Here is a 23,244-nt window from a genome sequence, read left to right on the forward strand (position 1 = left end):
TACGGGCGCTGCGCGTGCGCCCCCGCGCACCCTGATGGCCGGTTCTTCGCACCCACGCAGGGTCACGGTCGCGAACAATGGGCACGCGCTCCACAGGACGAGGGGCGTACGGCGAGCCGAGGGGGTGGCAGTGATCCGGGTGCTGTTGGTGCACGACGAGTGTCTGGTCCGATCGGTGCTGGCGGAGTGGCTGCGGGCGGAGCCCGATCTGGCGGTGCACGACACGTCGTGGCGCGGCGCGCCGGGCCTGCTCCGGTCGGTACGGCCGGACGTGTGCGCGGCGGACCTGGAGTGCGCGGACTCCTACGGCATCCCGCCGCTGGGAGAACTGGGCCGGCCGGGCCCGGACCAGGTGCGTCCGCGATTACTCGTGCTCGCGACCGCGAGCCGACCGGGTCTGCTGAAACGTGCCGTGGAGGCGGGGGCGCTGGGTTACGTCGACAAGGAGGGGTCGCCGGAGAACCTGCTGCGCGGGATCCGCCGGGTCGCCGAGGGGGAACGTTTCGTCAACGACTCGCTCGGCTTCGGATTCCTCAAGGCGGCCGAGATGCCGCTGACCCGCAGAGAACTGAGCGTGTTATCCCTCGCGGCCGAGGGTGCCTCCATCGCGGAGATCGCCGGGAGCCTGCATCTCTCCCACGGGACGGTGCGCAACTACATGGCGGCCATCACCCGCAAGACCGGGGCCCGCAACCGCATCGACGCGATCCGCATCTCGCAGGGCCAGGGCTGGCTCTGACCGCCGCCGGGCGGGCGCGGGCGTCCAGCTGCCCACCAGGTTCCGGTAGAGCGCCGAGGTCCGCATCAGCTCCTCGTGACGGCCGTACGCCGTGTCCCGGCCGTCCATGACCAGTACCCGTCCGGCCCGCCGGGCCGAGCTGATGCGGTGGGCGACCACGACCAGGGTCCCGCCCGGCCGCCGGGCGAAGGCCCGCTCCGCGCGCTCCTCGGTCTCGGGGTCCAGGTGACAGGTGGCCTCGTCGAGCAGGGCGAGCGGGGCGGGCGACAGGTAGGCCCTGGTCAGGGCGATCAGCTGCCGCTCGCCGGCCGACAGGGACGCCGGGTCGACCCGCGCGTCGAGACCGCCCAGGCGGGCGGCCAGCGGGGTGAGGCCGACCGCCTCGGACGCGGCGAGCAGTTCCGCCTCGGGGACCGGGCCGGGCCGGAGATAGGCGAGATTCTCGGCCAGGGTGCCGCCGAAGACGTACGCCTCCTGCGGGATGAGCACCCGCCCGGCCGCGGCCTCGGGCCCGGGCACTGGATGCCCGCCGACCCGGATCGTCCCGCAGCGCGGCGTGAGCAGGCCGGCCACGAGCGCCGTGAGCGTCGACTTGCCGACCCCGCTGGGTCCCACGACGGCCAGGTGCGACCCGGACGGAACGGTGAGATCGAGCCCCCGGACCACCGGCTCACTGGCCGGACCGTAGGCAAAGGTGACACCGGCCAGCTCGACGGCGGGCACGGCGGCACCGGTGACGACGGACCGCGACCGGGGCGCGGGCGGCCGCTCGCTTGCGCGTTCACAGCCCGGCCGCGGCCCGGGTGCCTCGGCATCCGCCGGCTGCCGACGCGCCTCGGGGCTGTGGCGCTCCCCGGCTGTGGGCGGGCGGCCGGACTCCGGCGTGGGCGTCGTCCCGGCCGGGGTGGCAGAACCGGCTGTGCCTCCGGGCGGGCCCCCGTGTCCGGATCCACCACTCGTCCTCGGGCCGGGCACTGCCGTGCCGGGGGATGCAGGATCCGGCTTCGGGTTGGACGCTGCCGTGCCGGGGGATTCTCGGTCTGGTTTCGGGTCGGGCACTGCCGTGCCGGGGGATGCAGGATCCGGCTTCGGGTTGGGCGCTGCCCTGCCCGGGGGGTCAAGGTCCGGTTTCGGCGCGGGCGCTGCATTGCCGGGGGATTCAGGTTCCGGCTGCGGTCCGGGTGCCTGCCCCGGTGCGGGATCAAGGCCCGGCGTGGGGGTGTCCGGGCGGGAGAGTCTGCGCAGGACCACCGTGAGGCGGGAGCCGCTCGTGCCCAGGCCGTGGACCAGGTTGCGCAGGGCGGGGAGCAGGGACTGCGTGACGTACGCCAGGGCACCGATCAGGGCACCCGCGGTCACGCCGTGGGCGAGGAGCCAGGGGGCCGTGACGAGCAGCAGCACGATCGGCAGCTGACCGCCGACCGCCAGGGACGCCACCCGCAGCACGCCCCAGTGCGCCAGGGCGCGGGCCGCGCGCAGCTCCGCCTCGACACGCTCTCCGGTGCCGGCGGCGACCTGCGCCTCCGCGCCGGTCGCCGTGACGTCCCGCAGGCCCGGGCAGACGGTGCCCAGATGTCCTGCCAGGGCCTCGTCGGCGACCAGGAACGCCTCCTGCCGCCGCGCCAGCGGCCGCAGCGTCACCGCGAACAGCGCCACACCGGCGGCCAGCGGCGGTCCCACGACCAGCAGCAGCGGCGGGGCGAGCGCGAACAGCCCGGCCAGGGCACCCGCGGCGGTGAACACGAAGGAGCGGGAGACCATGACGAGCCCGGCGAAGGTGTCCCGGGCGATCTCCACCTGCTGGGTGACCCCCGACAGCGACCCCGGGTCACCGGTGCGCACGCCGCGGGCGACCACCCGGTGCACCAGCCGGTCCCGGAAGGGCTCGACGAGCGCGGCGACGGCGGCGTAGATCCGCGCGGTGCCGTAGGCGCCGATCAGCACCCCGGCCCCCGTCACCGCGAGCCAGACCAGTCCCGTGTCCGCCCGCCCGCGCAGGAAGCCCTCGTCCAGGGCGCGGGCGGTCCCGTAGCCGATGAGGAAGGTCTGGCCGGTCTCCAGCACGGACCAGAACGCGAGTCGTGCCAGGGCCCGCCGGCGCTCCAGCAGGAACCGCATCCCGCGCGCCGCCAGGCCACCGCCACCGCCACCGCCCCCGTCGGCCGTGCCGCCCTCCGGCCTGTGCGGATCTGCCCTGCCCTTCATGTCTCCGCTCCGCTTCCGGACTCCGCGTGCGCCGGTTCCTCCGTCTCTCCGAACACCGCCCGGTACTCCGCGGTGCGCCACAGCTCCTCGTGCGGGCCCACCGCCCGCACCCGTCCTCCGTCCAGCCAGGCCACCGCGTCGGCGCGCGCCGCGGTCGCGCTGCGGTGGGCGACCAGGAGCCGGGTCGTGCCGGGCCCCGCGCCGAGGAGGGCGTCGGCGATGCGGCGCTCCGTGACCGTGTCGAGGCTGGAGAGTGCGTCGTCGAGGATCAGCACGCGGCCGCCGTGGGCGAACGCCCGGGCGAGGCCGAGTCGTTGGGACTCGCCGCCGGAGCGCGGCGCGTCGGCGACGGGTGTGTCGTACCCGTCGGGCAGGCGGCGGACGAAGTCGTCCGCCAGGGCCGTGCGGGCCGCCGCACGGATCCCGGCGGGGGAGGGGGACGCCAGGCCGAGGCCGATCGCCTGCCCGACCGTGCCGCCCAGGAGGGCCGGACGGGCGAAGGCGTAGCCGACGGCGCGGCGCAGGTCGTCGTGGGGCAGGTCCCGCAGCGGCACCCCGTCGAGCAGGACCTCGCCCCCGTCCGGGTCCGCAAGGCGGCCGGCGAGTGCGGCCAGCAGCGACTTGCCGGTCCCGGAGCGGCCGACCACGGCCAGGGCGGTGCCGCCCGGCACGACGAGGTCCACCCCGTCGAGCACCGTGCGTCCGCCCCGCCGGGCCGTCACGCCCCGAAGCTCCAGCCGGCCGGGGCCGTCGGGCAGCCGGCGGGTGCCGAACACGGTGGCCGGTTCCGTCTCGACCTCGCCGAGGCGCCGGGCCGCCGCCCGGGCCCGGGCCAGCCCGGCGAGCCGCCCGACCAGGACGCCGACGCCCGTGGCGAGCACCGCGTACCGCGAGGCGGCGAGCACCTCGCCGGCCGAGAGCCGGTCCCGGGTGAGCAGCACACCGGCCACGGCCACGACCCCGAGGTGCAGCAGCGGAGCCACGGCGACCGCCCGGGCCGCGGCCCGCCCCTGCACCCGCCACATGTGGTGCCCGGCCCGGGACAGCTCCGGCAGCGGCCGCAGCACGCGGGCCGTCTCCCGGTCCTGCGTACCCGCCGCCCGGACGGTACGGATCCCTTCGACGGCCTCGGCCAGCGCCGCCGCGATGCGGCCCTGAGCCCGCTGGTAGTGCGCCGCGCTCTCGGCGGTGTCCCGGGCGACGGCCCGCAGCAGCAGCGTCAGCAGCGGTGCTCCGGCGAGGAAGACGGCCGCGAGCCACCAGTCGATCAGGCCGAGCGCGACGACCGCGCCGACGGGTCCGGCGAGCGCGGCCAGGAGAGCCGCACGGGCCGCGGGCGTGGTCCCGGCCTCGGCGGCGTTGCCGACCAGCCGCGCCACGAGGTCACCGGAGCCGAAGCGGTCGGCGGCGCGCGGCCCGGTGCCGAGCACGTGCCCGGTGAGCCGGCGCCGCAGCCACGCGGTCGCACGGGCGTCGGCGGTGCCGGTGAGGACCGTCTGGGCCGCGTCCAGCAGGGCCAGCGACAGCACCAGGCCGGCGCAGTACAGCACCCAGCGGGTCGCGGGGGCGTGCGCCAGCAGCAGATCGAGGGTCCGGCCCAGAGCGGCCGGAAGCAGCAGTCCGGCACCGGTCGCCGCCGTGCTCACCAGGCACAGGGCCGCACAGCGGGCCGCGCTGTGCCGGGTGGCTCCCCGCAGCAGCGCACGGGCGTGCCCGGCCGCCGGGTCGTCGTCGGCACGCGTGGTCATACGGGCCTTTCGTGAAACGGGTGGACCCCGGGCGGCCCCTCCCCGTGGGGAGGGAGCCGCCCGGAGCCGTGCGCGGACCGTCGGTCAGAGACAGAGCAGAACGCTCGCCGCGCTGATGCAGGAGATCAGGCTCACGGTGCTGGCGCCGCCGCCGTCCGTCCGCTCTTCCGTCTCGATGGTCTGCAGGTCGAGAAGTGCCATGGTGTGTCCTTTCATCGGGTGTCCGTCCGTGGTCATCCGTGGGGACGGGGTGGTGTCACGACTCCGCGGGAGCGCGGAACCGCGTCGAGGGGGCCGCCGTGCGGCGGCGGGGGGAGGAACGGCAGGTGGGCGCCGGCGGCCGGGTCCAGGGCCGCGCCGAGCGCCAGCAGGCACCCGGCCGTTCCGGTGGCGAGGTCCATGGACAGCCGCATCATCTGGTGCCCGGGAAAGGCGAGTTGGCCCTCGTACGCCATCGAGAACCAGCCCAGCCCGGCGATCTGCCCGGCCAGCCGGCCGGGGGTGGCGCCCGGCGCGGTCGTGCGGCTGAGGTGCAGGATCATTCCGGCGCGGCCCTGGAACAGCCCGGGCTGCGCGTAGAAGCGTGAGGTGGCCGCGGTGAGGACGCCGGAGCGCGCGGCGGCGAACTCCCCGGCGAGGGCGGGTGCGTGGGAGACGAGGTCGTCGAGGACCATGCCCAGACCCGCGCTGCCGTCGCCGAGGTAGGGCAGGGTCCGCCAGCCCTCGTCGACCTCCAGCGCGCCGTTGTCGCGGGTCACGCAGGACTGCAGGTCCCGGCGCAGGGCCACGGCCGCCGCCTCCAGCCAGGCGTCCTGGCCGGTCCACTCGTACTGCCGCAGCAGGAACAGCGCCGGTCCGGTCGCGCCCTTCAGCAGCCCGGCGCGCCGGCGTGCCGCGGCCGGGGGAGGCTCGGCGAGCCGGTGCACGAGGATCCGCGCGGCGTCGTCGGCCCGGTCGCGCAGTTCGCTCTCGCCCGTGGTGCGGGCCAGCTGCCCGAGGACCAGGCCCAGTCCGGCCAGTCCGCCGTGCAGGTCGGAGGAGAGGTTCTGCCAGCGTTCCGCGAGGATCGCCTCGATCAGGTCCAGGGCCCGCTGCCGGTGCCCGAGCCGGTCCAGGACCAGCGCGACGCCCGCGAGCCCGTCGTACAGCCCGAGGGGCGTGCCCACCGGGGCCGGGGCGGTGTGGGCCAGCAGCCAGCGCTCGCCCTCCTCGTACCGCTCGGCGCCGATCGCGTCCAGCGCGTACAGCACCCCGGCCGCGCCGTGCGCGATCCCCAGCCCGCCGCCGTCGGAGAACTGCGCGACGTCCCCGGGGAAGAGCCGGTCGGTCCGCTCCGGGGTCGCCGAGGCGAGGATCGCCTTGACCATCGAGTCCCGGCTGTACGGCCAGTCGCCCGGGTCCACCGGCGAGGAGGCGGCGGCCGGCGTGCGGCCGGACACCTCCCGCGTGATCTCCGCGACCGCCTCGTCGAGGAACTCCCGCGGCACCTGCGGGAACTGCTGCGCGATCACCTCCGCCAGATGCGCCGCCTTGCCGCGGTCGACCACGAACAGCGTGGTCACCGGCAGGAACAGGGCCAGTCGCAGACAGGCCAGTGCATAGCGGTCGACGTCCGCGCCCCGGCGGTCCGGCGGCGCGAAGAAACCCGGGTGGGCGACGACCTGACGGCCGTTCTCCCCGACCGGGGCTGCGGCCTCGAAGTCGATCAGGAAGACCGACTCCTCGTCGGGGGCGACCATGATGTTGAAGACGTGCAGGTCGTTGAAGACGATGCCGCGTTCGTGCACCGCCGCCACGGCCTCCTCCACCCTGCGGTGGACGCGCAGCGCCCACGCCGTGTACGAGGCGACGGCCTCCGGGTCGGGGTCCTGCGCCAGCAGCGGGTGCCGCTCCGCGAAGAAGGAGTTGAGCGGACGGCCCTCGACGAAATCCATCACCAGGAAGCGGTGGCCGCCCAGCTCGAACCAGTCGCGCACCTCCGGGACCACACCGGTGCCCGCGACCTGCTCCAGCGCCCGCCGCTCGCGCTCCAGCCGGGCGATCGCGTCGGCCCCGTCCGAGGCGAGCCCCGCGTGCGGCCGGCCCTCCTTGAGGACGACCTTGCGCCCGTCACGGGTGTCGGTGCCCGCGTACACCCCGCCGCCGTTGGAGAAGTGCAGTGCCTTCTCGATGCGGTAGGGCAGGTCGCCGACCGTGGTGGTGTTGCGCGCGTCGAGGTGCGGCTGGAGGAACGCCGGGAGCGTGACCCACTCGGGCACCTGGAAGGACGGCGACCGCCGGTCCGGGACGAGGCGTCCCTCGCCGTCCCGCACCGCCGGCACCAGCGAGCCCCGGTCGTCCACGACGAACGAGCGGGCGAACGCGCCGTACCGGACGTACAGCGGTCCCTCGCCCCAGCGCAGGTCGGTGAGGATGTACGGTCCCTCGAACCCCTCCAGCAGCGTGCCCAGCCCGCGCAGCACCTCGTGCAACTGCTCCTCGCCGTCCGGGTAGACGGTGACGAACTTGCCGCTGCCGTCGCGCGGCGCGTACTTGGTGTTGCGCAGGTGCAGCAGGTGCGGTCCCGGGACGAACTTGAAGGGGATCCGCCGTTCCACGCAGTAGTCCCACACGATCCCGGCGATCCGCTCCGCGTTCGCGCGGGTCGCCGAGGCGTGGATCTTCCAGCCCTGCGCCGGGCCCTGTGCCGGCTTCCCGTCCGGACCGAGCGGCGTCATCGTCAGCCAGTCGCCGATCCGCGCGGCCTCCCAGCCCTCGGGCACCGGTCGGCGGGCCGTCTCGTAGAGGGGCGCGGCCGTCCCCTGCCCGCCGTCCGCGAGCCGGTCCGGCGTCTCGTAGAAATGCCGGTCGGCCAGCGCGTACACCTCGTACCGCTTGTCCATGCGTCCCCCTCCGTGACGAGCACCGAGCCTTCCAGCCGGCCGAGGGGCCCGCACAGTCACGGCTGTCACGAGGTCACCGTGCGGAACGCATGCGTCAAGACATGTTCGACAGCGTTCGAGCGCACGGGTGAGTAGCGGCGCACGGAACGCTCACAGGGGCTGCGCGGGTGTCTCATTAGCGCTGTAATGGCCAACGTGGTCAGTCCGGGCGCCCGAGAACGCGGAACGCGAACGCTGCGTGCCGAAGGTGCCCTCAAAGCGGTCGCGGCCGATCAGGAGTCACCCGACCGGGTGCGCCGCGTCCTCGAACAGGCACTCGTCTTCGCCGGAGCGGCGTTCGCCGCCGTCTACACGCCCGGCGAGGACGGCGAACTGCTGTGCCTGGTCGAGTCGGCCGGGGTGCCCAGAACCCTCTACGGACTGCGCGACGCGTACCCGCGTGCCGGCTGGTCCCCGGCCGCCGTGGCCCACCGGGAAGGGCGGACGGTCTCCCTGGGCCCGGCGGAACTCGCCGCCCACGCCCAGTCCCGGCGCGTGCCGTCCCGGGACTTCCACCTGACGGCCCTGCCGTTGCGTGGCAACGGCGGCGGCTGCCTGCTGGCCGTGAGCGAGCGCCCCGACGGGTTCGGCGCCGACGACCGCGAGTGCCTGGAACTCGTCGCCGAGGCCGTCGCCTACACCGCCCCGGCCGCGCCCGCCGAGGGCGCCGACCTGCCGCCGGGCACGTTCAGCCTCGCCATGGACACCGGCCGCGTCCGGGTCGGCGACGACCTGCTGGACCTGTTCGGCCTCGACCCCGTCGACTTCGACGGCCGCGTCGAGACCCTGCTCGGCCTCACCGTGCCGGAGGACCTGCCGTCGCTGATGTCGGTGGTGGAGGCCGACCACATGTCCATCGGCGACCGGGAGCTGGAGTTCCGCGTGCTCCAGCCCACGGGCCCGCCGAAATGGCTGCGGCTGCGCGGGCGCCTGGTGCCCGGCGGCGAGGGCCGGCCCGCGCGGCTCGTGGGCACCGTGGCCGACGCCTCCACCCTGCGCTCCGACGTCACCGACGTGGCACGGGTGCAGCGCCTGGCCGCCTCGCTGGCCACCGCCGTCACCGTCCGCGACGTCGGCAAGGCCGTGGTCGCGGCCCTGCGCCGGCCGCTCAGGGCCGACCGGATCGCGCTCGCCGAGCTGGAGGGCGACCGGCTCGTCGTCACCGTCCTCGACCCGCCCGAACCCGAGGCGTGGCCCGAGCTGTGGCGCAGCGAGTGGCGCGGGGAGTGGCCCGACGCGCCCGTGCGGGCCATGCCCACCCTCGCCGCCGCGCTGCGCGAGGGCCGGGCCCGGATCTGGCCCGCCGGCAGCCCGCTGGAACACGCCCTCGGCGAGGTGGGTCCCGGCGGCCTCGCCGTCCTGCCGCTGCCCGCCGGGAACCGCATGGCCGGGGCCTGCCTGATCGGCTGGGACGCCCCGCACGACTTCGGCGCCGACGAGCGCGCCCTGCTCACCGCCTGCGCCGGCCTCGCCGGACAGGCACTGGTGCGGGCCCGGGCCTTCGACGCCGAACACGAACTCGTCGGCATGCTGCAGCGCCAGCTGCTGCCGCGCCGCCTGCCCCGGCTGCCGGGCGCGGTGGCCGTCGCCCGTTACCTGCCCAGCACGGCCGGGCTGGAACTCGGCGGCGACTGGTACGACGTCATCCCGCTGCCCGACCACCACGTCGCCCTCGTCATCGGCGACGTCCAGGGCCACAGCGCCGGCGCCGCCACGCTCATGGGCCAGATGCGCACCGCCCTGCGCGCCTACGCCGTCGAGGGCCACCCGCCGGACGTGGTGGTCGCGCACGCCAACCGGCTGCTCATGGACATGGACAGCGAACTCTTCGCCACCTGCTGCTACGTCGACCTCGACCTGGAGGAGGGGGCCGCCTGGTGCGTGCGGGCCGGGCACCTGCCGCCGGTGCTGCGCTACCCGGACGGCCGCACCGAGATCGCGGAGGCCGAGGGCGGCCCGCCCCTCGGCGTGATCACCCGGGCCGACTTCCCCATGAGCCCGCTCCGGCTGCCGCCCGGCACCCTGATCGCCCTGGCCACGGACGGCCTCGTCGAGACGCCCGACGCCGACATCGACCAGGGCATGGACCGCCTGGCCGGCCGGCTGGCCGAGGCCGCCCCCGTCGACCTGGGACTCGTCGCCGACGCCCTGCTCGGCGAGGCCCGGCGCAGCGACGACGTCGCGCTGCTCCTGATGCGCTACGACGGCATGGACACCCGCCCGCTGCGGGAGAGCTGGACGGTGTGGCGGGTCCCGCAGGCGGTCGGGCAGGCCCGCCGTTTCGTGCGGCGCACCCTGCGCTCCTGGGGCGTCACCGAGGACCACGACGCCGTGCTCGTCGTGGTCTCCGAGCTCGTCACCAACGCCCTCGTCCACACCGACGGCCGGGTCCGCATGGACCTGACCCTCATCAACAACCGCCTGCGGGTCGCCGTCGCCGACGCCTCCCCGCGCACCCCGGTCCGCCCCACCAGCATCGGCTGGGAGGCCACCGGCGGCCGCGGCATCCTCCTCGTCGAGGCCCTCTCGGTGACCTGGGGCACCCTGCCGGTCAGCGGCGGCAAGCAGGTGTGGGCGGAACTGGTGCTGGGGCGCTGAGCGCCTCAGCCCAGCCGCTTCAGCAGTTCCTGCGCCAGCGGTGCCGAAGAGGCCGGGTTCTGGCCCGTGACGAGGTTGCGGTCGGTGACCACCCGCGGGGCCCACGGCTCACCGGCCCGCACGGTGATGCCCGCCTCGGTGAGACGGTCCTGCAGCAGCCACTTCGCGCGCTCGGCGAGTCCGCCCTGGATCTCCTCGGCGTTGGTGAACGCCGCGACCTCGTACCCGGCGAAGACGTTCCGGCCGTCGGCCCCCGCCGCGGCCAGCAGCGCCGCCGGCCCGTGGCAGACCACACCGAGCGGGAGGCCCGCCTCCAGAGCCCGGGCGAGCAGCCGGCCCGACTCCGCGTTCACCGCGAGGTCCTCCATCGGGCCGTGTCCGCCGGGGTAGAAGACGGCCGCGTAGTCGTCCAGCCGGACGTCCTCCAGACGCAGGGGGCTGCGCAGCTCGGCGAAGGACTCCAGCGCCTTCGCGATCCGGTCGGCGTTCTCCTGGCCCCCGTTCACCTCGGGAGCCAGCGAAGCCCGGTCGACGGTGGGCACGACACCGCCGGGCGTGGCCACGACGACCTCGTGGCCGGCGGCCCGGAACGCCTCGTAGGGGGCGACGGCCTCCTCGGCCCAGAAGCCGGTGGGGTGCTCGGAGCCGTCGGCCAGGGTCCAGCTGTCGGCGCCGGTGACGACGAAGAGGATCTTCGACATGGTGGTGCATCTCCATGGGACGGCCGCGGTGGGACAGCGCGGCGATGGTTCGGACAGGGACGACCGTAGGCACCCCGACCCCAGGTTTTCCAATGGCGAAACCGATGGCTGCCATAGGAATCCGCATGGCAGGGGCGAGTAGGCTCGGATCACGTGAGACCCCTGGACCCCCTCGGCACGGCCGGGACACCCGCGCAACCCGACCTCAACCTCCTGCGCACCTTCCTGGCCGTCTACCGGTCCGGCTCCTTCACGGCCGCCGCGCAGCTCCTGGGCCTGTCGCAGCCCACGGTCACCACGCAGATCCGCTCCCTGGAGCGCCAGACCCGCCGTGAGCTGTTCGAACGGCTGCCGCGCGGGGTCGCCCCGACGGCCGTGGCCGACGAACTCGCGGCCCGTGTCGCGGCCCCCCTCGACGCGCTCGCCGAGGCCACCGGGCACGGCACCCGGCAGGAGGCGCGCGCCGAGCCGGTCCACCTCGCCGGGCCCGCCGAACTGCTGTCCACCCGGGCCCTGCCCGCCCTGGCCCCGCTCGTCACCGAGGGCGTACGGCTGCGCGTCGCCACGGGGCTGACCGAACCGCTGCTCGACGAGCTGCGCGCCGGACGGCACGACCTGGTGATCGCCACGACCCGGCCACGCGGCCGCACCCTGTCGGCGGTGCCGCTGACGGACGAGGAGTTCGTCCTGGTCGCCGCCCCCGTCTGGGCCGACCGCGTCGGAGCGCAGCTCGCCGCCGAGGGGCCCGCCGCGCTGCACGGCGTGCCGCTGATCGCGTACGCCGAGGACCTGCCCATCGTGCGCCGCTACTGGCGGCACGTCTTCGGCCGGCGGCTGAACTGCCGGGCCGCCGTCTCGGTCCCGGACCTGAGGGCCGTCCTGGCGCTGGTCACGGCCGGAGCCGGCTTCAGCGTCCTGCCCCGCTACCTGTGCGCCGGGGAGCTGGCGTCCGGCGCCCTGGTCCCCCTGGGCACCCCCGAGGACGCGCCGATCAACACCGGCTACCTCGTCCAGCGGCCCGGCACCTCCGCCAACCCGCACGTCGCCCTCGTCCGCGACCGTCTGCGGGAGGCCGGACGCACCTGGTGATCCCGCGCCCGGCCCGGGTACCCGGACCGCGCAAGACGGAGACAACCGCACGAGCCGAAGGAAGAGGAACGTCATGGCTCAGCACGTCCGCGACATCATGACCGGGAATCCGGTCACCGTAGAGCCGCAGACCTCCGTCGCCGAGGTGGCGCGCCTCATGCGCGACGAGGACCTCGGAGTCGTCCTGGTGACGGACGGCGACGATCTGCGCGGTGTGGTCACCGACCGCGACCTGGTGGTGCGGTGTGTCAGCCGGGGCGGCGACCCCGAGGAGATCACCGTGGCCGGGGCCTGCAGCGACGAACTGGTCACCGTCGGCCCCGACGAGGACCTCGGCCAGGCGGTGGAACTGATGCGCGAGCACTCCGTGCGCCGGATCCCGGTCGTCGATCACGGGCACCCCGTGGGCATCGTCTCCCTCGGCGATCTGGCCATGGAACGCGACCCGGAGTCGGCGCTCGGCGACATCAGCGCCGCGCGTCCCAACACCTGACCACGGCGACCGCCCGACGGCCCCGCGCACCCGCCCGTGCGCGGGGCCGTCGCACGCCGCGGTGAACAGCGCGGCGGGGCCGAGGGTTCGGGGGACGGTGCCCGGGCGCCCGCACCCGCGTTTGTCCGGTCCCTCCCCGGGGACTCGAACACCTGCGGATGCAGAAGGAAGATGATGAGTCGTGACGCCCATGGACACCCCTGAGAAGACCGCCGTCCGCCGGCCCGAGACCGGCTGGTCGACGGCACGCCGCCTGCGCGGCAAGGCCGCGCTGCGCACCTGCCTCCCCGCCGTGGAGGACCGGGCCACGCCCGGAACCACGCACTCCGGGCCGGAGTGGAACATCGTCCGGGGCGAGGACTGACCGCTCCGCGAGAACCGCTCGGTGACGCGCCGGGTAACTGCGCGCGTCGACAACCGAAAGAAGTGATGTTCACAACCGCCGGATGGCGACTAAGGTGAGCTGAATGAAGGCTCTCGTGCTGTCCGGCGGTGCAGGAACACGGCTCAGGCCGATCACTCACACGTCGGCCAAGCAACTGGTGCCCGTGGCCAACAAGGCCGTGCTGTTCTACGGGTTGGAGTCGATCGCCGACGCCGGCATCACCGACGTGGGCATGATCGTCGGGGACACGGCCGCGGAGATCGAGGAGGCGGTGGGGGACGGGTCGAGGTTCGGCCTGAAGGTCACCTACATCCCCCAGGAGCGGCCCCTCGGGCTGGCCCACGCGGTGCTGATCGCCCGCGAGTTCCTCGGCGACGACGACTTCGTGATGTACCTCGGTGACAACTTCATCGTCGGCGGCATCACCGGCCTCGTCGACGAGTTCCGCACCCACCGGCCCGACGCGCAGATCCTCCTCACACGCGTCGCCGACCCGCGTGCCTTCGGCGTCGCCGAACTCGACGCCTCCGGCCAGGTGACCGGGCTGGAGGAGAAGCCCCAGCAGCCCAAGAGCGACCTCGCCCTGGTGGGCGTCTACATGTTCACGCCCCTCATCCACGAGGCGGTCCGCGCCATCGAACCGTCGTGGCGCGGCGAACTGGAGATCACCCACGCCATCCAGCACCTCATCGACTCCGGCGCCGACGTGCGCTCCACGGTCATCAAGGGCTACTGGAAGGACACCGGCAACGTCGGCGACATGCTGGAGGTGAACCGCACGGTCCTCGAAGGCATGGAGCGCCGCATCGACGGTGACGTCGACGACGCCTCGCAGACCATCGGGCGGGTCGTCGTCGAGGAGGGCGCGCGGATCGTCAACTCCCGCATCGTCGGCCCCGCCGTCATAGGCGCGGGCACGTTCGTCAGCAACTCCTACGTCGGGCCCTTCACCTCCGTCGCGGAGAACTGCCGGATCACCGACAGCGAACTGGAGTTCTCCATCGTGCTGCGGGACTCCTCGATCCAGGGCGTCGGCCGGATCGAGTCCTCGCTGATCGGCCGGCACGTCGAGGTGACTCCGGCGCCCAGCGTCCCCAGCGCCCACAGGTTCGTCCTCGGAGACCACAGCAAGGTGCAGATCACTTCATGAGCAAGGTGCGGATCACTTCATGAACCTCCTCGTCACCGGCGCCGCCGGCTTCATCGGCTCCCGCTACGTGCGCGCACTGCTCGCCTCGGACGCCCCCGACGCGCCGCGCGTCACCGTGCTGGACAAGCTCACCTACGCCGGCACCCTGGACAACCTCGAACTCACCCACCCGCGGCTGGAGTTCGTCCAGGGCGACATCTGCGACGCCGAACTCGTCGACAAGCTCGTGGCCGAAGCCGACCAGATCGTGCACTTCGCCGCCGAGTCGCACGTGGACCGCTCGATCACCGGTGCCGCCGACTTCGTCCGCACCAACGTGCTCGGTACCCAGACGCTGCTGGACGCCGCCCTGCGCCACGGCACCGGCCCGTTCGTGCACGTCTCCACCGACGAGGTCTACGGCTCCATCGAGACCGGTTCCTGGCCGGAGACCCACCCGCTGCAGCCGAACTCCCCGTACTCGGCCTCCAAGGCCTCCTCCGACCTGCTCGCCCTGGCCTACCACCGCACCCACGGCCTGGACGTCCGCGTCACCCGGTGCTCCAACAACTACGGCCCGCACCAGTTCCCCGAGAAGGTCATCCCGCTCTTCGTCACCAACCTCCTCGACGGGCTGACGGTGCCGCTGTACGGCGAGGGCCGCAACGTCCGCGACTGGCTGCACGTCGACGACCACTGCCAGGGTGTCGACCTCGTGCGCACCAAGGGCCGGCCCGGCGAGGTCTACAACATCGGCGGCGGCACCGAGCTCACCAACAAGGAGCTCACCGGCCTGCTCCTCGACGCCTGCGGCGCGGGCTGGGACCGGGTGGAGTACGTCGAGGACCGCAAGGGCCACGACCTGCGCTACTCCGTCGACTGGTCCAAGGCCCGCGACGAACTCGGCTACCGCCCCCGCCACGACTTCACCACCGGCCTCGCCGAGACCGTCGCCTGGTACCGCGACAACCGCGCCTGGTGGGAGCCCCTGAAGCGGCGCGTCGCCCAGGAGCGGGCATGAAGTGGCTGATCACCGGCGCGGGCGGGATGCTCGGGCACGACGTCGTCGAGGAGCTCACCCGGCGCGGTGAGACGGTCGTGGCCCTGGACCGCGCCGCCCTGGACATCACACGCTCCGCGACCGTCGACGCGGCCGTCCGGGAGCACGCCCCCGACCTCGTGGTGAACTGCGCCGCCTACACGGCCGTCGACGACGCCGAGACCGACGAGGCCCGCGCCCTGGAGATCAACGGCACGGGCCCGCGCCTGCTCGCCCGGGCCTGCGCCGCGCACGGCGCCCGGCTGATCCACGTCTCCACGGACTACGTCTTCTCCGGCGAGTCCCGCACCGCCCCCTACCCGGAGGACCACCCGACGGGACCGCGCACCGCCTACGGCCGCACCAAGCTCGTCGGCGAGCAGGCGGTGCTGGAGGAACTCCCCGGGGCGAGCGCGGTCGTGCGCACGGCGTGGCTGTACGGCGCCCACGGCGGCAACTTCGTGCGGACCATGATCGACCTCGAAGCGCGCCGCGACACCCTCGACGTCGTCGACGACCAGCGCGGCCAGCCCACCTGGAGCGCGGACGTCGCCGAGCGGATCGCCGACCTCGGACCCCGGATCGGCCCCGGCGCGCACGGTGTCTTCCACGCCACGAGCTCCGGCGAGGCCAGCTGGTACGTGCTGGCCCGCGAGGTGTTCGCCCTCATCGGCGCCGACCCCGACCGGGTGCGCCCCACCAGCAGCGCGGCCTTCCCGCGGCCCGCGCCCCGCCCGGCGTACAGCGCCCTCGCGCACGACCGGTGGCAGGAGATCGGCCTGCCGCTGCCGCGCGAGTGGCGCTCCGCCCTGCACGAAGCACTGCCCCGCATCCGCAAGGAAGGTCTTCCTCGTGAAACGCCATGAGTTCCTCCGGGAACTGCACAAGGTCAGCGCCAACCGCAACTACCTGGAGATCGGCGTCAACGACGGGCGCAGCCTGACGCTGTCCCGCGTCCCCAGCATCGCGATCGACCCCGCCTTCAAGGTGGTCTCGGAGCTGAAGTGCGACGTCCACCTGGTGAAGGCCACCAGCGACGACTTCTTCGCCCGTGACAATCCGCTCCAGCACCTCAAGGGCGGCCGGCACCCGCTGCGCAACCTGCGCCGGGGCCGCAGCCCGATCGGGTACTGGCGCCGCACCACGCTCGACCTCTCCTTCATCGACGGCATGCACCTGTTCGAGTTCGCGCTGCGCGACTTCATGAACGTCGAGAAGTACTCGGACTGGTCCAGCGTGATCGTCCTCGACGACATGCTGCCGCGCAGCGTCGACGAGGCGGCCCGGGACCGGCACACCAACGCCTGGACCGGAGACGTCTTCAAGATCACCGAGGTGCTGGCGCGTTACCGCCCCGACCTGGTGACCGTCCAGGTGGACACCGCGCCCACCGGCCAGCTGGTCGTCTTCGGCGCCGACCCGAAGAACACGGTCCTGCACGACAAGTACGACGAGATCATGGCGGAGTACAAGGTCCCGGACCCGCAGAAGGTCCCGGAGGCGATCCTGGAGCGGGCCGGCGCGGTCCGCCCCGAAGCCCTCCTGGAAGCCGGTTTCTGGCGCCCGCTGGCCCAGGCCCGCAACCGCGGCCTGCCGCGCTCCGTGGGCTGGGAGCCCCTGCGCAAGGCCCTGGAGCAGGTCGGCGTCAGCCGCTGACAACACGGACGCCGGCCGCCCCGGAAGGGGGCGGCCGGCGTCGTCGTCCGTGCCCGTCAGCCGGATCGCCGGCCGCCGCGCAGCTCCTCGTAGTACGCACGGCACGCCTCGTACGACGGCAGCAGGCCCTGCCGTTCCGCCTCGGCCAGCGTCGGGGCCTGCTCGTCCTTGGGGGACAGCACCGGTGTGACGTCCTCGGGCCACTCGATGCCGAGGGCCGGGTCGAGCGGGTGGATGCCGTGTTCGCGTTCCGGGGCGTATCCCGCCGAGCACAGGTACACCACCGTGGCGTCGTCGGTCAGCGCCATGAAGGCGTGGCCCAGGCCCTCGGCCAGGAAGACCGCGGCACGCGAGTCGTCGTCCAGCCGGACGGCCTCCCACGTGCCGTAGGTGGGAGAGCCGACACGGATGTCGACCACCACGTCCAGGACGGCGCCGCGTACGCACGTGACGTACTTGGCCTGGCTCGGCGGCACATCGGCGAAGTGCACGCCGCGCAGCACACCCCGCCGGGAGACCGAGCAGTTCGCCTGGGCCAGGGACAGGTCGCGGCCCGTCGCCTCGCGGAACTCCGCGCCCCGGAACCACTCGTGGAAGCTGCCCCGGTCGTCCGGGAAGACCTTGGGCTCCAGAACCCAGGCGCCTTCTATCCCCAGTGGTCGCATTCCGTCACTTTCCTCCGGTCCTGATACGGGACAACACCGTGCGGCGCGCGGTGCCGAGCACGCGCCGCGCCCGCCGCGCCAGCCGCAGCGCCACTCCGGGCCGCGGCACCTCGACGACCCGCACCTCACCGTCCACGGCGCGCAGGGCGAACGGCAGGCCGGTGAAGCGCGGCTGCTCGCCACCCGGGGCCGGACACAGCGCGACGCGCCAGACACCGTCCGCGAGGTCATCGGCCGGCAGGTCCGCCGCCAGCACGGACCCCGTTCCGCCCGGGGCGGGGGAGAGGACGCCGGGCGCGTCGAAGAACCGGCTGGCGGAGACGAGCCGCAGCCGCGCCTCCGTCTCCCCCGGGACGTGCAGCGGAAGAGGGACCTGGAAACGGCTGCCGGAGACGGTGACGTCCGTCCGCCGCACCGCGCCCAGCCCGAGCCGCTTGCCGCGGGTGCCGAACTCCAGGGAGAGGTTGCCGTGCGGCTGCGTCCAGTACGGCAGGGCCGTGCGGTCGCCGACGACACCGGCACCCGGCGCGGGCCGGTCCTCCCGGGGCGCCGGGCCCAGCCGGCACTCCTTGGTCCAGCCGCCCAGCTTGACCCGGACCAGCGCGTCCCAGACACCGCCCGCCGGCAGGGCCGTGGGGTCGACGGTGGCGGTCGCCCGCAGCACCAGCCGCACCTCCTCGCCGTCCTCGGCCGGCACGGTCTCGCGCGTGAACTCCACCGGCTGGAAGTACTGCGCGGCGCTGGAGCGCTCCCGCAGCAGCAGATCGGCCGTGGCCTGCCCGAAACGCGCGGCGGTCTCCGAGGCCACCCACCGCACCGCCTCGGTCACGTCCTTCGGCGCGTCGGTCAGCGGCGAGGCCTCGGCGTCGGCCGGGAACACCATCGGCTCGCCCGCGGAGACGTACTCGGCCGTGAAGCCGATGCTGATCGAGCCGTCCCGCCACTCGACGTCCAGGGGGGTCGCCCGGGGAGCGACGCCCGCCTCCCATTGCGCGAACGCCACCACGTCGTCGTACCGGTCGGCGGCCGTCAGCGCGGCGACGACCTGCTGCGTCGGCTGCAGACCCGCCGCCACACCGGGCCCGAAACGCTCGACGACGACCTCGTGGATCTCGGTGAACAGCTCCCGGCGGTAGTCGTCCGGCAGCTTCAGGAACCGCCGGGCCCGCAGCCGCTCCACCATCTCCACGCGCAGCCAGCGGCGGAAGAGCCGGTCGCGCACCGGGCCGGGCTCGGTGTACCGCTCGACGACGTCGAGGGCCTCGCGCAGGTTCCTGAAGTAGCCGACGGGGTCGAAGCGTTCGAAACCGGCGTTGGACCCGTCGTCGCGCCTGAGGTGGTAGTAGCAGACGTAGTCGCTGAGCACGGAGACGTTCTCCGCGCGCAGATACGCCTCCGCGATGAAGACGTGGTCCTCCAGACGCCGTCTGCCCTCGGGGAAGCGCAGGCCGATGCGGTCGAGGAAGGCCCGCCGGATCATCTTGTGCGGGGTGAGGCTGTCGATGAGCGGGGCGTTCTCGACGGTGGCGCGGGGGTGGTTGCGGCGGAACAGCTCCACCGGCACCCCGCGGCCCTTGCCGGCCATCTTGCCCACGATCACGTCGGCGCCGTGGGCGACGCCGTAGTCGTACATCCGCTCCAGGGCCTCGTCGCCCAGGTAGTCGTCGTTGTCGACGAACATCACGAACTCGCCCCGGGAGGCCTCGATGCCGACGTTGCGGGGCTTGCCCGACCAGCCGGAGTTCTCCTGGTGGATGACCTTCATCCGGGGGTCCTCGGCGGCGAGCGCGTCGAGCCGGGCCGGGGTCCCGTCGGTCGAGCCGTCGTCGACGAAGATCACCTCGTACTCGTCGGGAGGCAGCGACTGCCGCTGCAGCGAGGAGATGCAGTCCTCGATGTAGATCCCCGGGTTGTACACGGGGACGATGACGCTGACCTTGACCGGCATCGGGTTTCCGGGCCCCTTCGGGTCGCTTGCCGTAGACGTCCTGTTGTACTGCGTGTTGCCCGATGCTAACCCGCTCGGCGAGGCCGCCCCACCTTTCGAGACCTCGCCGTGATCATCTCGCCCCACGGCAACTGAGCTGCGGTGTCTGTCTGTTCGCGGTCAAAGCGGTTCAGTCGGCGACCTCCACACCGTAGCTCCGGGCGAGGGCGTCCAGCCCTTGGTCGTACCCCTGCCCCACGGTGCGCAGGCGCCACAGCGGGCCGCGGCGGTAGAGCTCGGCGAGCAGCAGGGTGCGCTCGGTGGTCGCCGCGTCCAGAGTGGCCTGGACCAGGGGTGCGGCGCTGGGGCCCGGCCCGGAGCTGATGTGGATGGCGCCGACGTCGCCGAAGGTGGGCGAGCCGTCGATGGCGGCGGCGACCACGACCTTGTGGGCCGAGGGCGGCAGGGCGGCGAGATCGACGCCGATCGTCTGCTCGGTCGGCCCGTCGCTGTGCAGCCGCACCGTCCCGCCGGGATTCTCCGGTGCGCCGTAGAAGACGAAGTCCTCGTCGAAGCAGACCTGTTCGTCGTCGTCGACGACGAAGGCGACCACGTCGATCTCGCACGACGTCTGCTGCGCCCAGGCCGCGGTGACGGTCCAGGGGACCGCCGGCGCGGACCCGCTCGGCTGGGGCAGGTCGATGACGCCACCGCGTGGCAGGACGCGTGGTGCCGCCGGCCCGCCGCTCCGCCGGGGGAGCGGGGCGATGACCGGGGCGTCGAGCCACGCGGCGCCGTGTGTCGGGAACGCGAGGGCGGTGATCCGCTTCATCCGCCGGTCCCGCTCGCCGCCGTCCAGGAGGACGACGTCGGTGACGCTGGAGGAGAGGTTGATCGCCGCCGCCCCGCCGAGCGCGACGATCCTGGCCCGGGCCGCGACGGCTTCGGGGTGCGTACCACCGAGCACCAGCACGCGCCGGCCGGCCAGGGGACGGTCCCCGGCGACCGGGCGCGCCGGGTGCGGTGACGCGGCCGGAGCCGGCGCCGCCGGACCGGGCGGGGTGAGGGCCGCGGGAACCGGGCCGGGCCGCTCGGGGGTCGTGGCCGCGGGCGTCGGGCCGGGTGCTGCGGGGTTCGTGACGGCGGGCGTCGGGCCGGGTGGTGCGGGGTTTGCGACGGCGGGCGTCGGGCCGGGTTGCCCAGGGGCCGTGACGGCGGGAACCGGGCCGGGGCGCTCAGGTGTCGTGTCGGCGCGTGCCGGGCCCGGGTGCGCGGGGTTCGTGGTGGTGGGCGTCGCGGGCGACGGGATGGTGGCGTGCGAGCTGCGGGTGCGCTCATGCGGGGTTCCCGGTCTGACGTCCGCGAGCAGCGCGACGAACGTGGACTCGTCGAGCACCGGCACGCCCTCGGCCCGGGCGCGCCGTGCCTTGCCGGAGCCCGACGAGGCGTCGTTGGTGACCAGGGCGCTGGTGTGCCGGCTGACGGACCCCATGACGTTCAGCCCGGCTTCGACGGCCTGCCGCTCCAGCTCCGCGCGTGGCCTGCGCGTCTCACCCGTGATCGCGACCTTCATGCCCTGCACCAGGGGCCCGCCCGGCTCCGGCCGTCCCGGATTGCGGTATGCGCAGGGCGTCTTGGGCGTGCGGGGAGCGAACCGGGGATCCTGGCGGGGCGGGCAGGACACGAACGGCAGCGGCAGTTCCAGGCGCGCCGCCTCCCGCAGCGATTCACGCAGCACGCCCACCAGCACCCGGGTGTCGTCGAGCGCGTCGTGCGCCCTGACCTGATGGACACCGTAGTGGGCGGCGAGCGTGCCCAGCCGGAGATCCTCGGTCGGCGGATCGACCCGCCGGTTCAGCGCGAGCGTGCACAGACGACGAGTCACCGGCAGCGCGGTGCCGGCACGGGCGAACTCGTGGGCGAGGAAGTCGTAGTCGAACTGGGCGTTGTGCGCGACGAGCACCCGGTCCCGGAGCATCGCCGCGATCCGCGGCGCGACCTGGTCGAAGGCCGGAGCATCGCGCAGCCTCTCGGACGTCAGACCGTGGACGTGCACCGGCCCCGGATCGCAGCCGGGGTCGAGCAGCGTCGAGAACTCGTCCGTCTGCTCCCCGTCCGGGCCCAGGACCACCACGGCGAGGGACAGCACCCGGTCCCGGCGGGCGACCAGTCCGGACGTCTCCACGTCGACCACCGCCCAGTCGTGGGCGTAGTCGCGCAGGCCGGACGCATCGAAGGCGGGGGAGAGGAGAGACATGGGGGAAGGATGGAGGGATCTTCACCGGCCCTTCAACCCGGATGCCGATTCATCCGTATAAGTGGAGATCGAACGGCACCCTCTAGAGTGAGGACGTGCGACTGCTCCTGATGTCCGACACCCATCTGCCCAAGCGGGCCAAGAGCCTGCCCGGCCCCCTGCTCGACGAACTCCCGCACGCCGACGTCGTCTTCCACGCCGGGGACTGGGTCGACACGGACACCCTCGATCTGCTGGAGGCCCGCTGCCGCCGGCTCGTCGGGGTGTACGGCAACAACGACGGGGCGGAGCTGCGCGCCCGGCTTCCGGAGGTGGCCTATGCGGAGCTGGAAGGGGTGCGGTTCGGCGTGATCCACGAGACGGGCGCCCGGCAGGGCCGGGAGCAGCGGTGCGCCGCCCGTTTCCCCGACCTGGACGTGCTGGTCTTCGGCCACAGCCACATCCCCTGGGACACCGTGGCCCCGACCGGCCTGCGCCTGCTCAACCCGGGCTCCCCGACGGACCGCCGCCGTCAGCCGCACTGCACGTACATGACGGCCACGGTCGCCGACGGGCTCCTCACGGATGTGGAACTGCACCGGCTGCCGTCCCGCGCACCCCGCTGAACGGCCCGTCCGGGAGCGGCCGGGCGGGGTCAGCCCGTCGGGTCGAGAAGGATCTTGCGAACGCCGTCGGAGCGGCTCACGAAGAGTCCGTACGCGGCCGGGCCCTCGGAGAGGGCGAAGCGGTGGGAGACCACGACCTCGGGCCTGATCCGGCCGGCGCGGGTGAGGGCGATCAGGGGAGGCAGTTCGTAGTGCACGGAGCACAGCCCGATGGCGAACTCCAGTTCCTTGACCTGGGCCAGGTACATGTGGAACGGGAAGGCCTTGTTCTGGCTGACCCCGATGACGCTGACCCGGCCGGCCTGCCGCACGGCCTTGAGGGCGAGTTGGATCGTGGCGTCGGAACCCACCGCCTCCACCACGGCGTCCGGCCCACGGCCGGCTGTCATGTCCCGGATCGCCGCCCGCGTGTCGTCCCCCTCGACCGGCTCGACGCCCAGGCCGGCGGCGAAGGCGCGGCGCTCCGCGACCAGGTCCACGCCCAGCACCCGGGCCGCGCCCATGGCGAACGCGGACTGGGCGGCCATCAGGCCGACCGGGCCGAGGCCGACGACCAGGACGGTCTCACCGGGCTGGATGCGGGCACGGCGGCAGCCGTACCAGGCGGTGGGGGCGTTGTCCGTCAGGACGACGGCGGCGTCGTCGGAGATGTCCTCGGGCAAGGGCACGAGATTGACGTCGGCGCAGGGCACGGCCAGGAGTTGCGCCTGGCTGCCCGGGAGCTTCGGACTCACCCCGTAGCAGAGGTCCGTGCCCGACTCGGCGTACTCGCAGCGGGCGGTGAACCCGGCCGCGCACTGCCGGCACCGCGCACAGCCGACGGAGGCGGGCACCAGCACCCGGTCGCCGGGCTTGACCCGGGTGACCTGGCCGCCGGTGTCGACGACCACGCCGACGCACTCGTGTCCCGGTGTGTAGCCCAGTTCCGGGCTGAACCCGTGGCCGTCGTAGATGTGCAGGTCGCTGCCGCAGATGCCGGCCGCGGTCACCCGCACCACCGCGTCGGTGGGGCCGGTGACGACCGGGTCGGGGACCTCCCCGTAGCGGATGTCGTGACGGCCGTGGTAGGTCAGTGCCTTCATCGGAT

Annotated in this window: 18 protein-coding genes and 1 pseudogene; 10 read left to right on the forward strand and 9 right to left on the reverse strand. The window is 73.9% G+C overall.

Translation table 11 applies throughout. The features are described 5' to 3' along the window. Window positions 1–34: 34 nt before the first annotated feature. Window positions 35–655, forward strand: a pseudogene (locus ACIGAQ_RS06115) (LuxR C-terminal-related transcriptional regulator); the annotation flags it as partial. Here ACIGAQ_RS06115 and ACIGAQ_RS06120 read toward each other — a convergent pair. From ACIGAQ_RS06120 to lanKC, 4 genes are all read right to left on the reverse strand, one after another. Next, entirely contained in the window at window positions 578–2,944 is a 2,367-nt protein-coding gene (locus ACIGAQ_RS06120) for an ATP-binding cassette domain-containing protein (protein ID WP_399779479.1), read from the reverse strand. The pseudogene ACIGAQ_RS06115 and the gene ACIGAQ_RS06120 overlap by 78 nt on opposite strands. Then, window positions 2,941–4,692 carry an ABC transporter ATP-binding protein gene (locus ACIGAQ_RS06125; RefSeq protein WP_399779481.1) on the reverse strand — a complete coding sequence of 584 codons (1,752 nt, stop codon included), beginning with the start codon at window positions 4,690–4,692 and terminating at the stop codon, window positions 2,941–2,943. The genes ACIGAQ_RS06120 and ACIGAQ_RS06125 overlap by 4 nt, the downstream gene beginning before the upstream one ends. A gap of 84 nt (window positions 4,693–4,776) precedes the next feature. Further along, window positions 4,777–4,893, reverse strand: coding sequence for a SapB/AmfS family lanthipeptide (locus ACIGAQ_RS06130; RefSeq protein ID WP_094056783.1), 117 nt, complete (start codon window positions 4,891–4,893; stop codon window positions 4,777–4,779). A 32-nt stretch (window positions 4,894–4,925) separates the two neighbouring features. Further along, complete coding sequence (gene lanKC / locus ACIGAQ_RS06135) at window positions 4,926–7,574, reverse strand: class III lanthionine synthetase LanKC (protein ID WP_399779484.1); 2,649 nt, start codon at window positions 7,572–7,574, stop codon at window positions 4,926–4,928. A gap of 186 nt (window positions 7,575–7,760) precedes the next feature. On the opposite strand from lanKC, the gene ACIGAQ_RS06140 reads away from it, so the two are divergent. After that, window positions 7,761–10,211 carry a SpoIIE family protein phosphatase gene (locus ACIGAQ_RS06140; protein WP_399779486.1) on the forward strand — a complete coding sequence of 817 codons (2,451 nt, stop codon included), beginning with the start codon at window positions 7,761–7,763 and terminating at the stop codon, window positions 10,209–10,211. A gap of 5 nt (window positions 10,212–10,216) precedes the next feature. On the opposite strand, the gene ACIGAQ_RS06145 is transcribed toward ACIGAQ_RS06140, so the two are convergent. Next, entirely contained in the window at window positions 10,217–10,912 is a 696-nt protein-coding gene (locus ACIGAQ_RS06145; protein WP_399779488.1) for a type 1 glutamine amidotransferase domain-containing protein, read from the reverse strand. 153 nt (window positions 10,913–11,065) lie between these two features. Between ACIGAQ_RS06145 and ACIGAQ_RS06150 the strand changes: the two genes are divergently transcribed. The 7 genes from ACIGAQ_RS06150 to ACIGAQ_RS06180 all read left to right on the forward strand — a co-directional run bounded on the left by ACIGAQ_RS06150 (window position 11,066) and on the right by ACIGAQ_RS06180 (window position 16,703). Next, window positions 11,066–12,001 carry a LysR family transcriptional regulator gene (locus ACIGAQ_RS06150; RefSeq protein ID WP_399779490.1) on the forward strand — a complete coding sequence of 312 codons (936 nt, stop codon included), beginning with the start codon at window positions 11,066–11,068 and terminating at the stop codon, window positions 11,999–12,001. Between the two features lie 73 nt (window positions 12,002–12,074). Beyond that, a complete protein-coding gene (locus ACIGAQ_RS06155; RefSeq protein ID WP_399779491.1) occupies window positions 12,075–12,494 on the forward strand; it encodes a CBS domain-containing protein in 420 nt (139 codons plus the stop codon). Window positions 12,495–12,684: 190 nt separating this feature from the next. Continuing rightward, entirely contained in the window at window positions 12,685–12,858 is a 174-nt protein-coding gene (locus ACIGAQ_RS06160; RefSeq protein WP_311684771.1) for a hypothetical protein, read from the forward strand. A gap of 103 nt (window positions 12,859–12,961) precedes the next feature. Next, window positions 12,962–14,029 carry a glucose-1-phosphate thymidylyltransferase gene (locus ACIGAQ_RS06165; protein WP_311684773.1) on the forward strand — a complete coding sequence of 356 codons (1,068 nt, stop codon included), beginning with the start codon at window positions 12,962–12,964 and terminating at the stop codon, window positions 14,027–14,029. A 19-nt stretch (window positions 14,030–14,048) separates the two neighbouring features. Then, window positions 14,049–15,029, forward strand: coding sequence for a dTDP-glucose 4,6-dehydratase (gene rfbB, locus ACIGAQ_RS06170; RefSeq protein WP_362282468.1), 981 nt, complete (start codon window positions 14,049–14,051; stop codon window positions 15,027–15,029). After that, on the forward strand, window positions 15,026–15,913 hold the full coding sequence (gene rfbD, locus ACIGAQ_RS06175) for a dTDP-4-dehydrorhamnose reductase (RefSeq protein WP_399779494.1): 888 nt from the start codon (window positions 15,026–15,028) through the stop codon (window positions 15,911–15,913). Before rfbB ends, rfbD begins: the two co-directional genes overlap by 4 nt. Then, window positions 15,900–16,703, forward strand: a complete 804-nt coding sequence (locus ACIGAQ_RS06180; RefSeq protein ID WP_311684778.1) for a class I SAM-dependent methyltransferase — start codon at window positions 15,900–15,902, stop codon at window positions 16,701–16,703. Before rfbD ends, ACIGAQ_RS06180 begins: the two co-directional genes overlap by 14 nt. 56 nt (window positions 16,704–16,759) lie before the next feature. Here ACIGAQ_RS06180 and rfbC read toward each other — a convergent pair whose 3' ends face one another. The 3 genes from rfbC to ACIGAQ_RS06195 all read right to left on the reverse strand — a co-directional run bounded on the left by rfbC (window position 16,760) and on the right by ACIGAQ_RS06195 (window position 21,552). After that, window positions 16,760–17,368 (reverse strand): dTDP-4-dehydrorhamnose 3,5-epimerase, encoded by a 609-nt coding sequence (gene rfbC / locus ACIGAQ_RS06185; RefSeq protein ID WP_399779497.1) that lies wholly within the window; start codon window positions 17,366–17,368, stop codon window positions 16,760–16,762. A 4-nt stretch (window positions 17,369–17,372) separates the two neighbouring features. Beyond that, the gene (locus ACIGAQ_RS06190; protein ID WP_399779499.1) at window positions 17,373–19,316 is read right to left on the reverse strand and encodes a glycosyltransferase family 2 protein; all 1,944 of its coding nucleotides are present in this window, start codon (window positions 19,314–19,316) and stop codon (window positions 17,373–17,375) included. Between the two features lie 169 nt (window positions 19,317–19,485). After that, window positions 19,486–21,552 carry a DEDDh family exonuclease gene (locus tag ACIGAQ_RS06195; RefSeq protein WP_399779501.1) on the reverse strand — a complete coding sequence of 689 codons (2,067 nt, stop codon included), beginning with the start codon at window positions 21,550–21,552 and terminating at the stop codon, window positions 19,486–19,488. 95 nt (window positions 21,553–21,647) lie between these two features. Between ACIGAQ_RS06195 and ACIGAQ_RS06200 the strand changes: the two genes are divergently transcribed. Further along, a complete protein-coding gene (locus ACIGAQ_RS06200; protein ID WP_311684784.1) occupies window positions 21,648–22,157 on the forward strand; it encodes a metallophosphoesterase in 510 nt (169 codons plus the stop codon). A 29-nt stretch (window positions 22,158–22,186) separates the two neighbouring features. Here ACIGAQ_RS06200 and ACIGAQ_RS06205 read toward each other — a convergent pair whose 3' ends face one another. Next, window positions 22,187–23,239, reverse strand: coding sequence for an alcohol dehydrogenase catalytic domain-containing protein (locus ACIGAQ_RS06205; protein WP_399779503.1), 1,053 nt, complete (start codon window positions 23,237–23,239; stop codon window positions 22,187–22,189). Between the last annotated feature and the right edge of the window lie 5 nt (window positions 23,240–23,244).

Source organism: Streptomyces sp. NPDC085932 (genome assembly GCF_044540525.1).
Taxonomy (GTDB): Bacteria; Actinomycetota; Actinomycetes; order Streptomycetales; family Streptomycetaceae; genus Streptomyces; species Streptomyces levis.

What these genes read in the sequence shown, in the direction of transcription:
- ACIGAQ_RS06140 (WP_399779486.1), top strand. Translation starts at nt 7,761, where the DNA reads ATGGCCAACGTGGTCAGTCCGGGCGCCCGAGAACGCGGAACGCGAACG.
- rfbC (WP_399779497.1), bottom strand. Translation starts at nt 17,368, where the DNA reads ATGCGACCACTGGGGATAGAAGGCGCCTGGGTTCTGGAGCCCAAGGTC.
- ACIGAQ_RS06120 (WP_399779479.1), bottom strand. Translation starts at nt 2,944, where the DNA reads ATGAAGGGCAGGGCAGATCCGCACAGGCCGGAGGGCGGCACGGCCGAC.
- rfbD (WP_399779494.1), top strand. Translation starts at nt 15,026, where the DNA reads ATGAAGTGGCTGATCACCGGCGCGGGCGGGATGCTCGGGCACGACGTC.
- ACIGAQ_RS06155 (WP_399779491.1), top strand. Translation starts at nt 12,075, where the DNA reads ATGGCTCAGCACGTCCGCGACATCATGACCGGGAATCCGGTCACCGTA.
- ACIGAQ_RS06165 (WP_311684773.1), top strand. Translation starts at nt 12,962, where the DNA reads ATGAAGGCTCTCGTGCTGTCCGGCGGTGCAGGAACACGGCTCAGGCCG.
- ACIGAQ_RS06130 (WP_094056783.1), bottom strand. Translation starts at nt 4,893, where the DNA reads ATGGCACTTCTCGACCTGCAGACCATCGAGACGGAAGAGCGGACGGAC.
- rfbB (WP_362282468.1), top strand. Translation starts at nt 14,049, where the DNA reads ATGAACCTCCTCGTCACCGGCGCCGCCGGCTTCATCGGCTCCCGCTAC.
- ACIGAQ_RS06160 (WP_311684771.1), top strand. Translation starts at nt 12,685, where the DNA reads ATGGACACCCCTGAGAAGACCGCCGTCCGCCGGCCCGAGACCGGCTGG.
- ACIGAQ_RS06195 (WP_399779501.1), bottom strand. Translation starts at nt 21,552, where the DNA reads ATGTCTCTCCTCTCCCCCGCCTTCGATGCGTCCGGCCTGCGCGACTAC.
- ACIGAQ_RS06190 (WP_399779499.1), bottom strand. Translation starts at nt 19,316, where the DNA reads ATGCCGGTCAAGGTCAGCGTCATCGTCCCCGTGTACAACCCGGGGATC.
- ACIGAQ_RS06125 (WP_399779481.1), bottom strand. Translation starts at nt 4,692, where the DNA reads ATGACCACGCGTGCCGACGACGACCCGGCGGCCGGGCACGCCCGTGCG.
- lanKC (WP_399779484.1), bottom strand. Translation starts at nt 7,574, where the DNA reads ATGGACAAGCGGTACGAGGTGTACGCGCTGGCCGACCGGCATTTCTAC.
- ACIGAQ_RS06145 (WP_399779488.1), bottom strand. Translation starts at nt 10,912, where the DNA reads ATGTCGAAGATCCTCTTCGTCGTCACCGGCGCCGACAGCTGGACCCTG.
- ACIGAQ_RS06205 (WP_399779503.1), bottom strand. Translation starts at nt 23,239, where the DNA reads ATGAAGGCACTGACCTACCACGGCCGTCACGACATCCGCTACGGGGAG.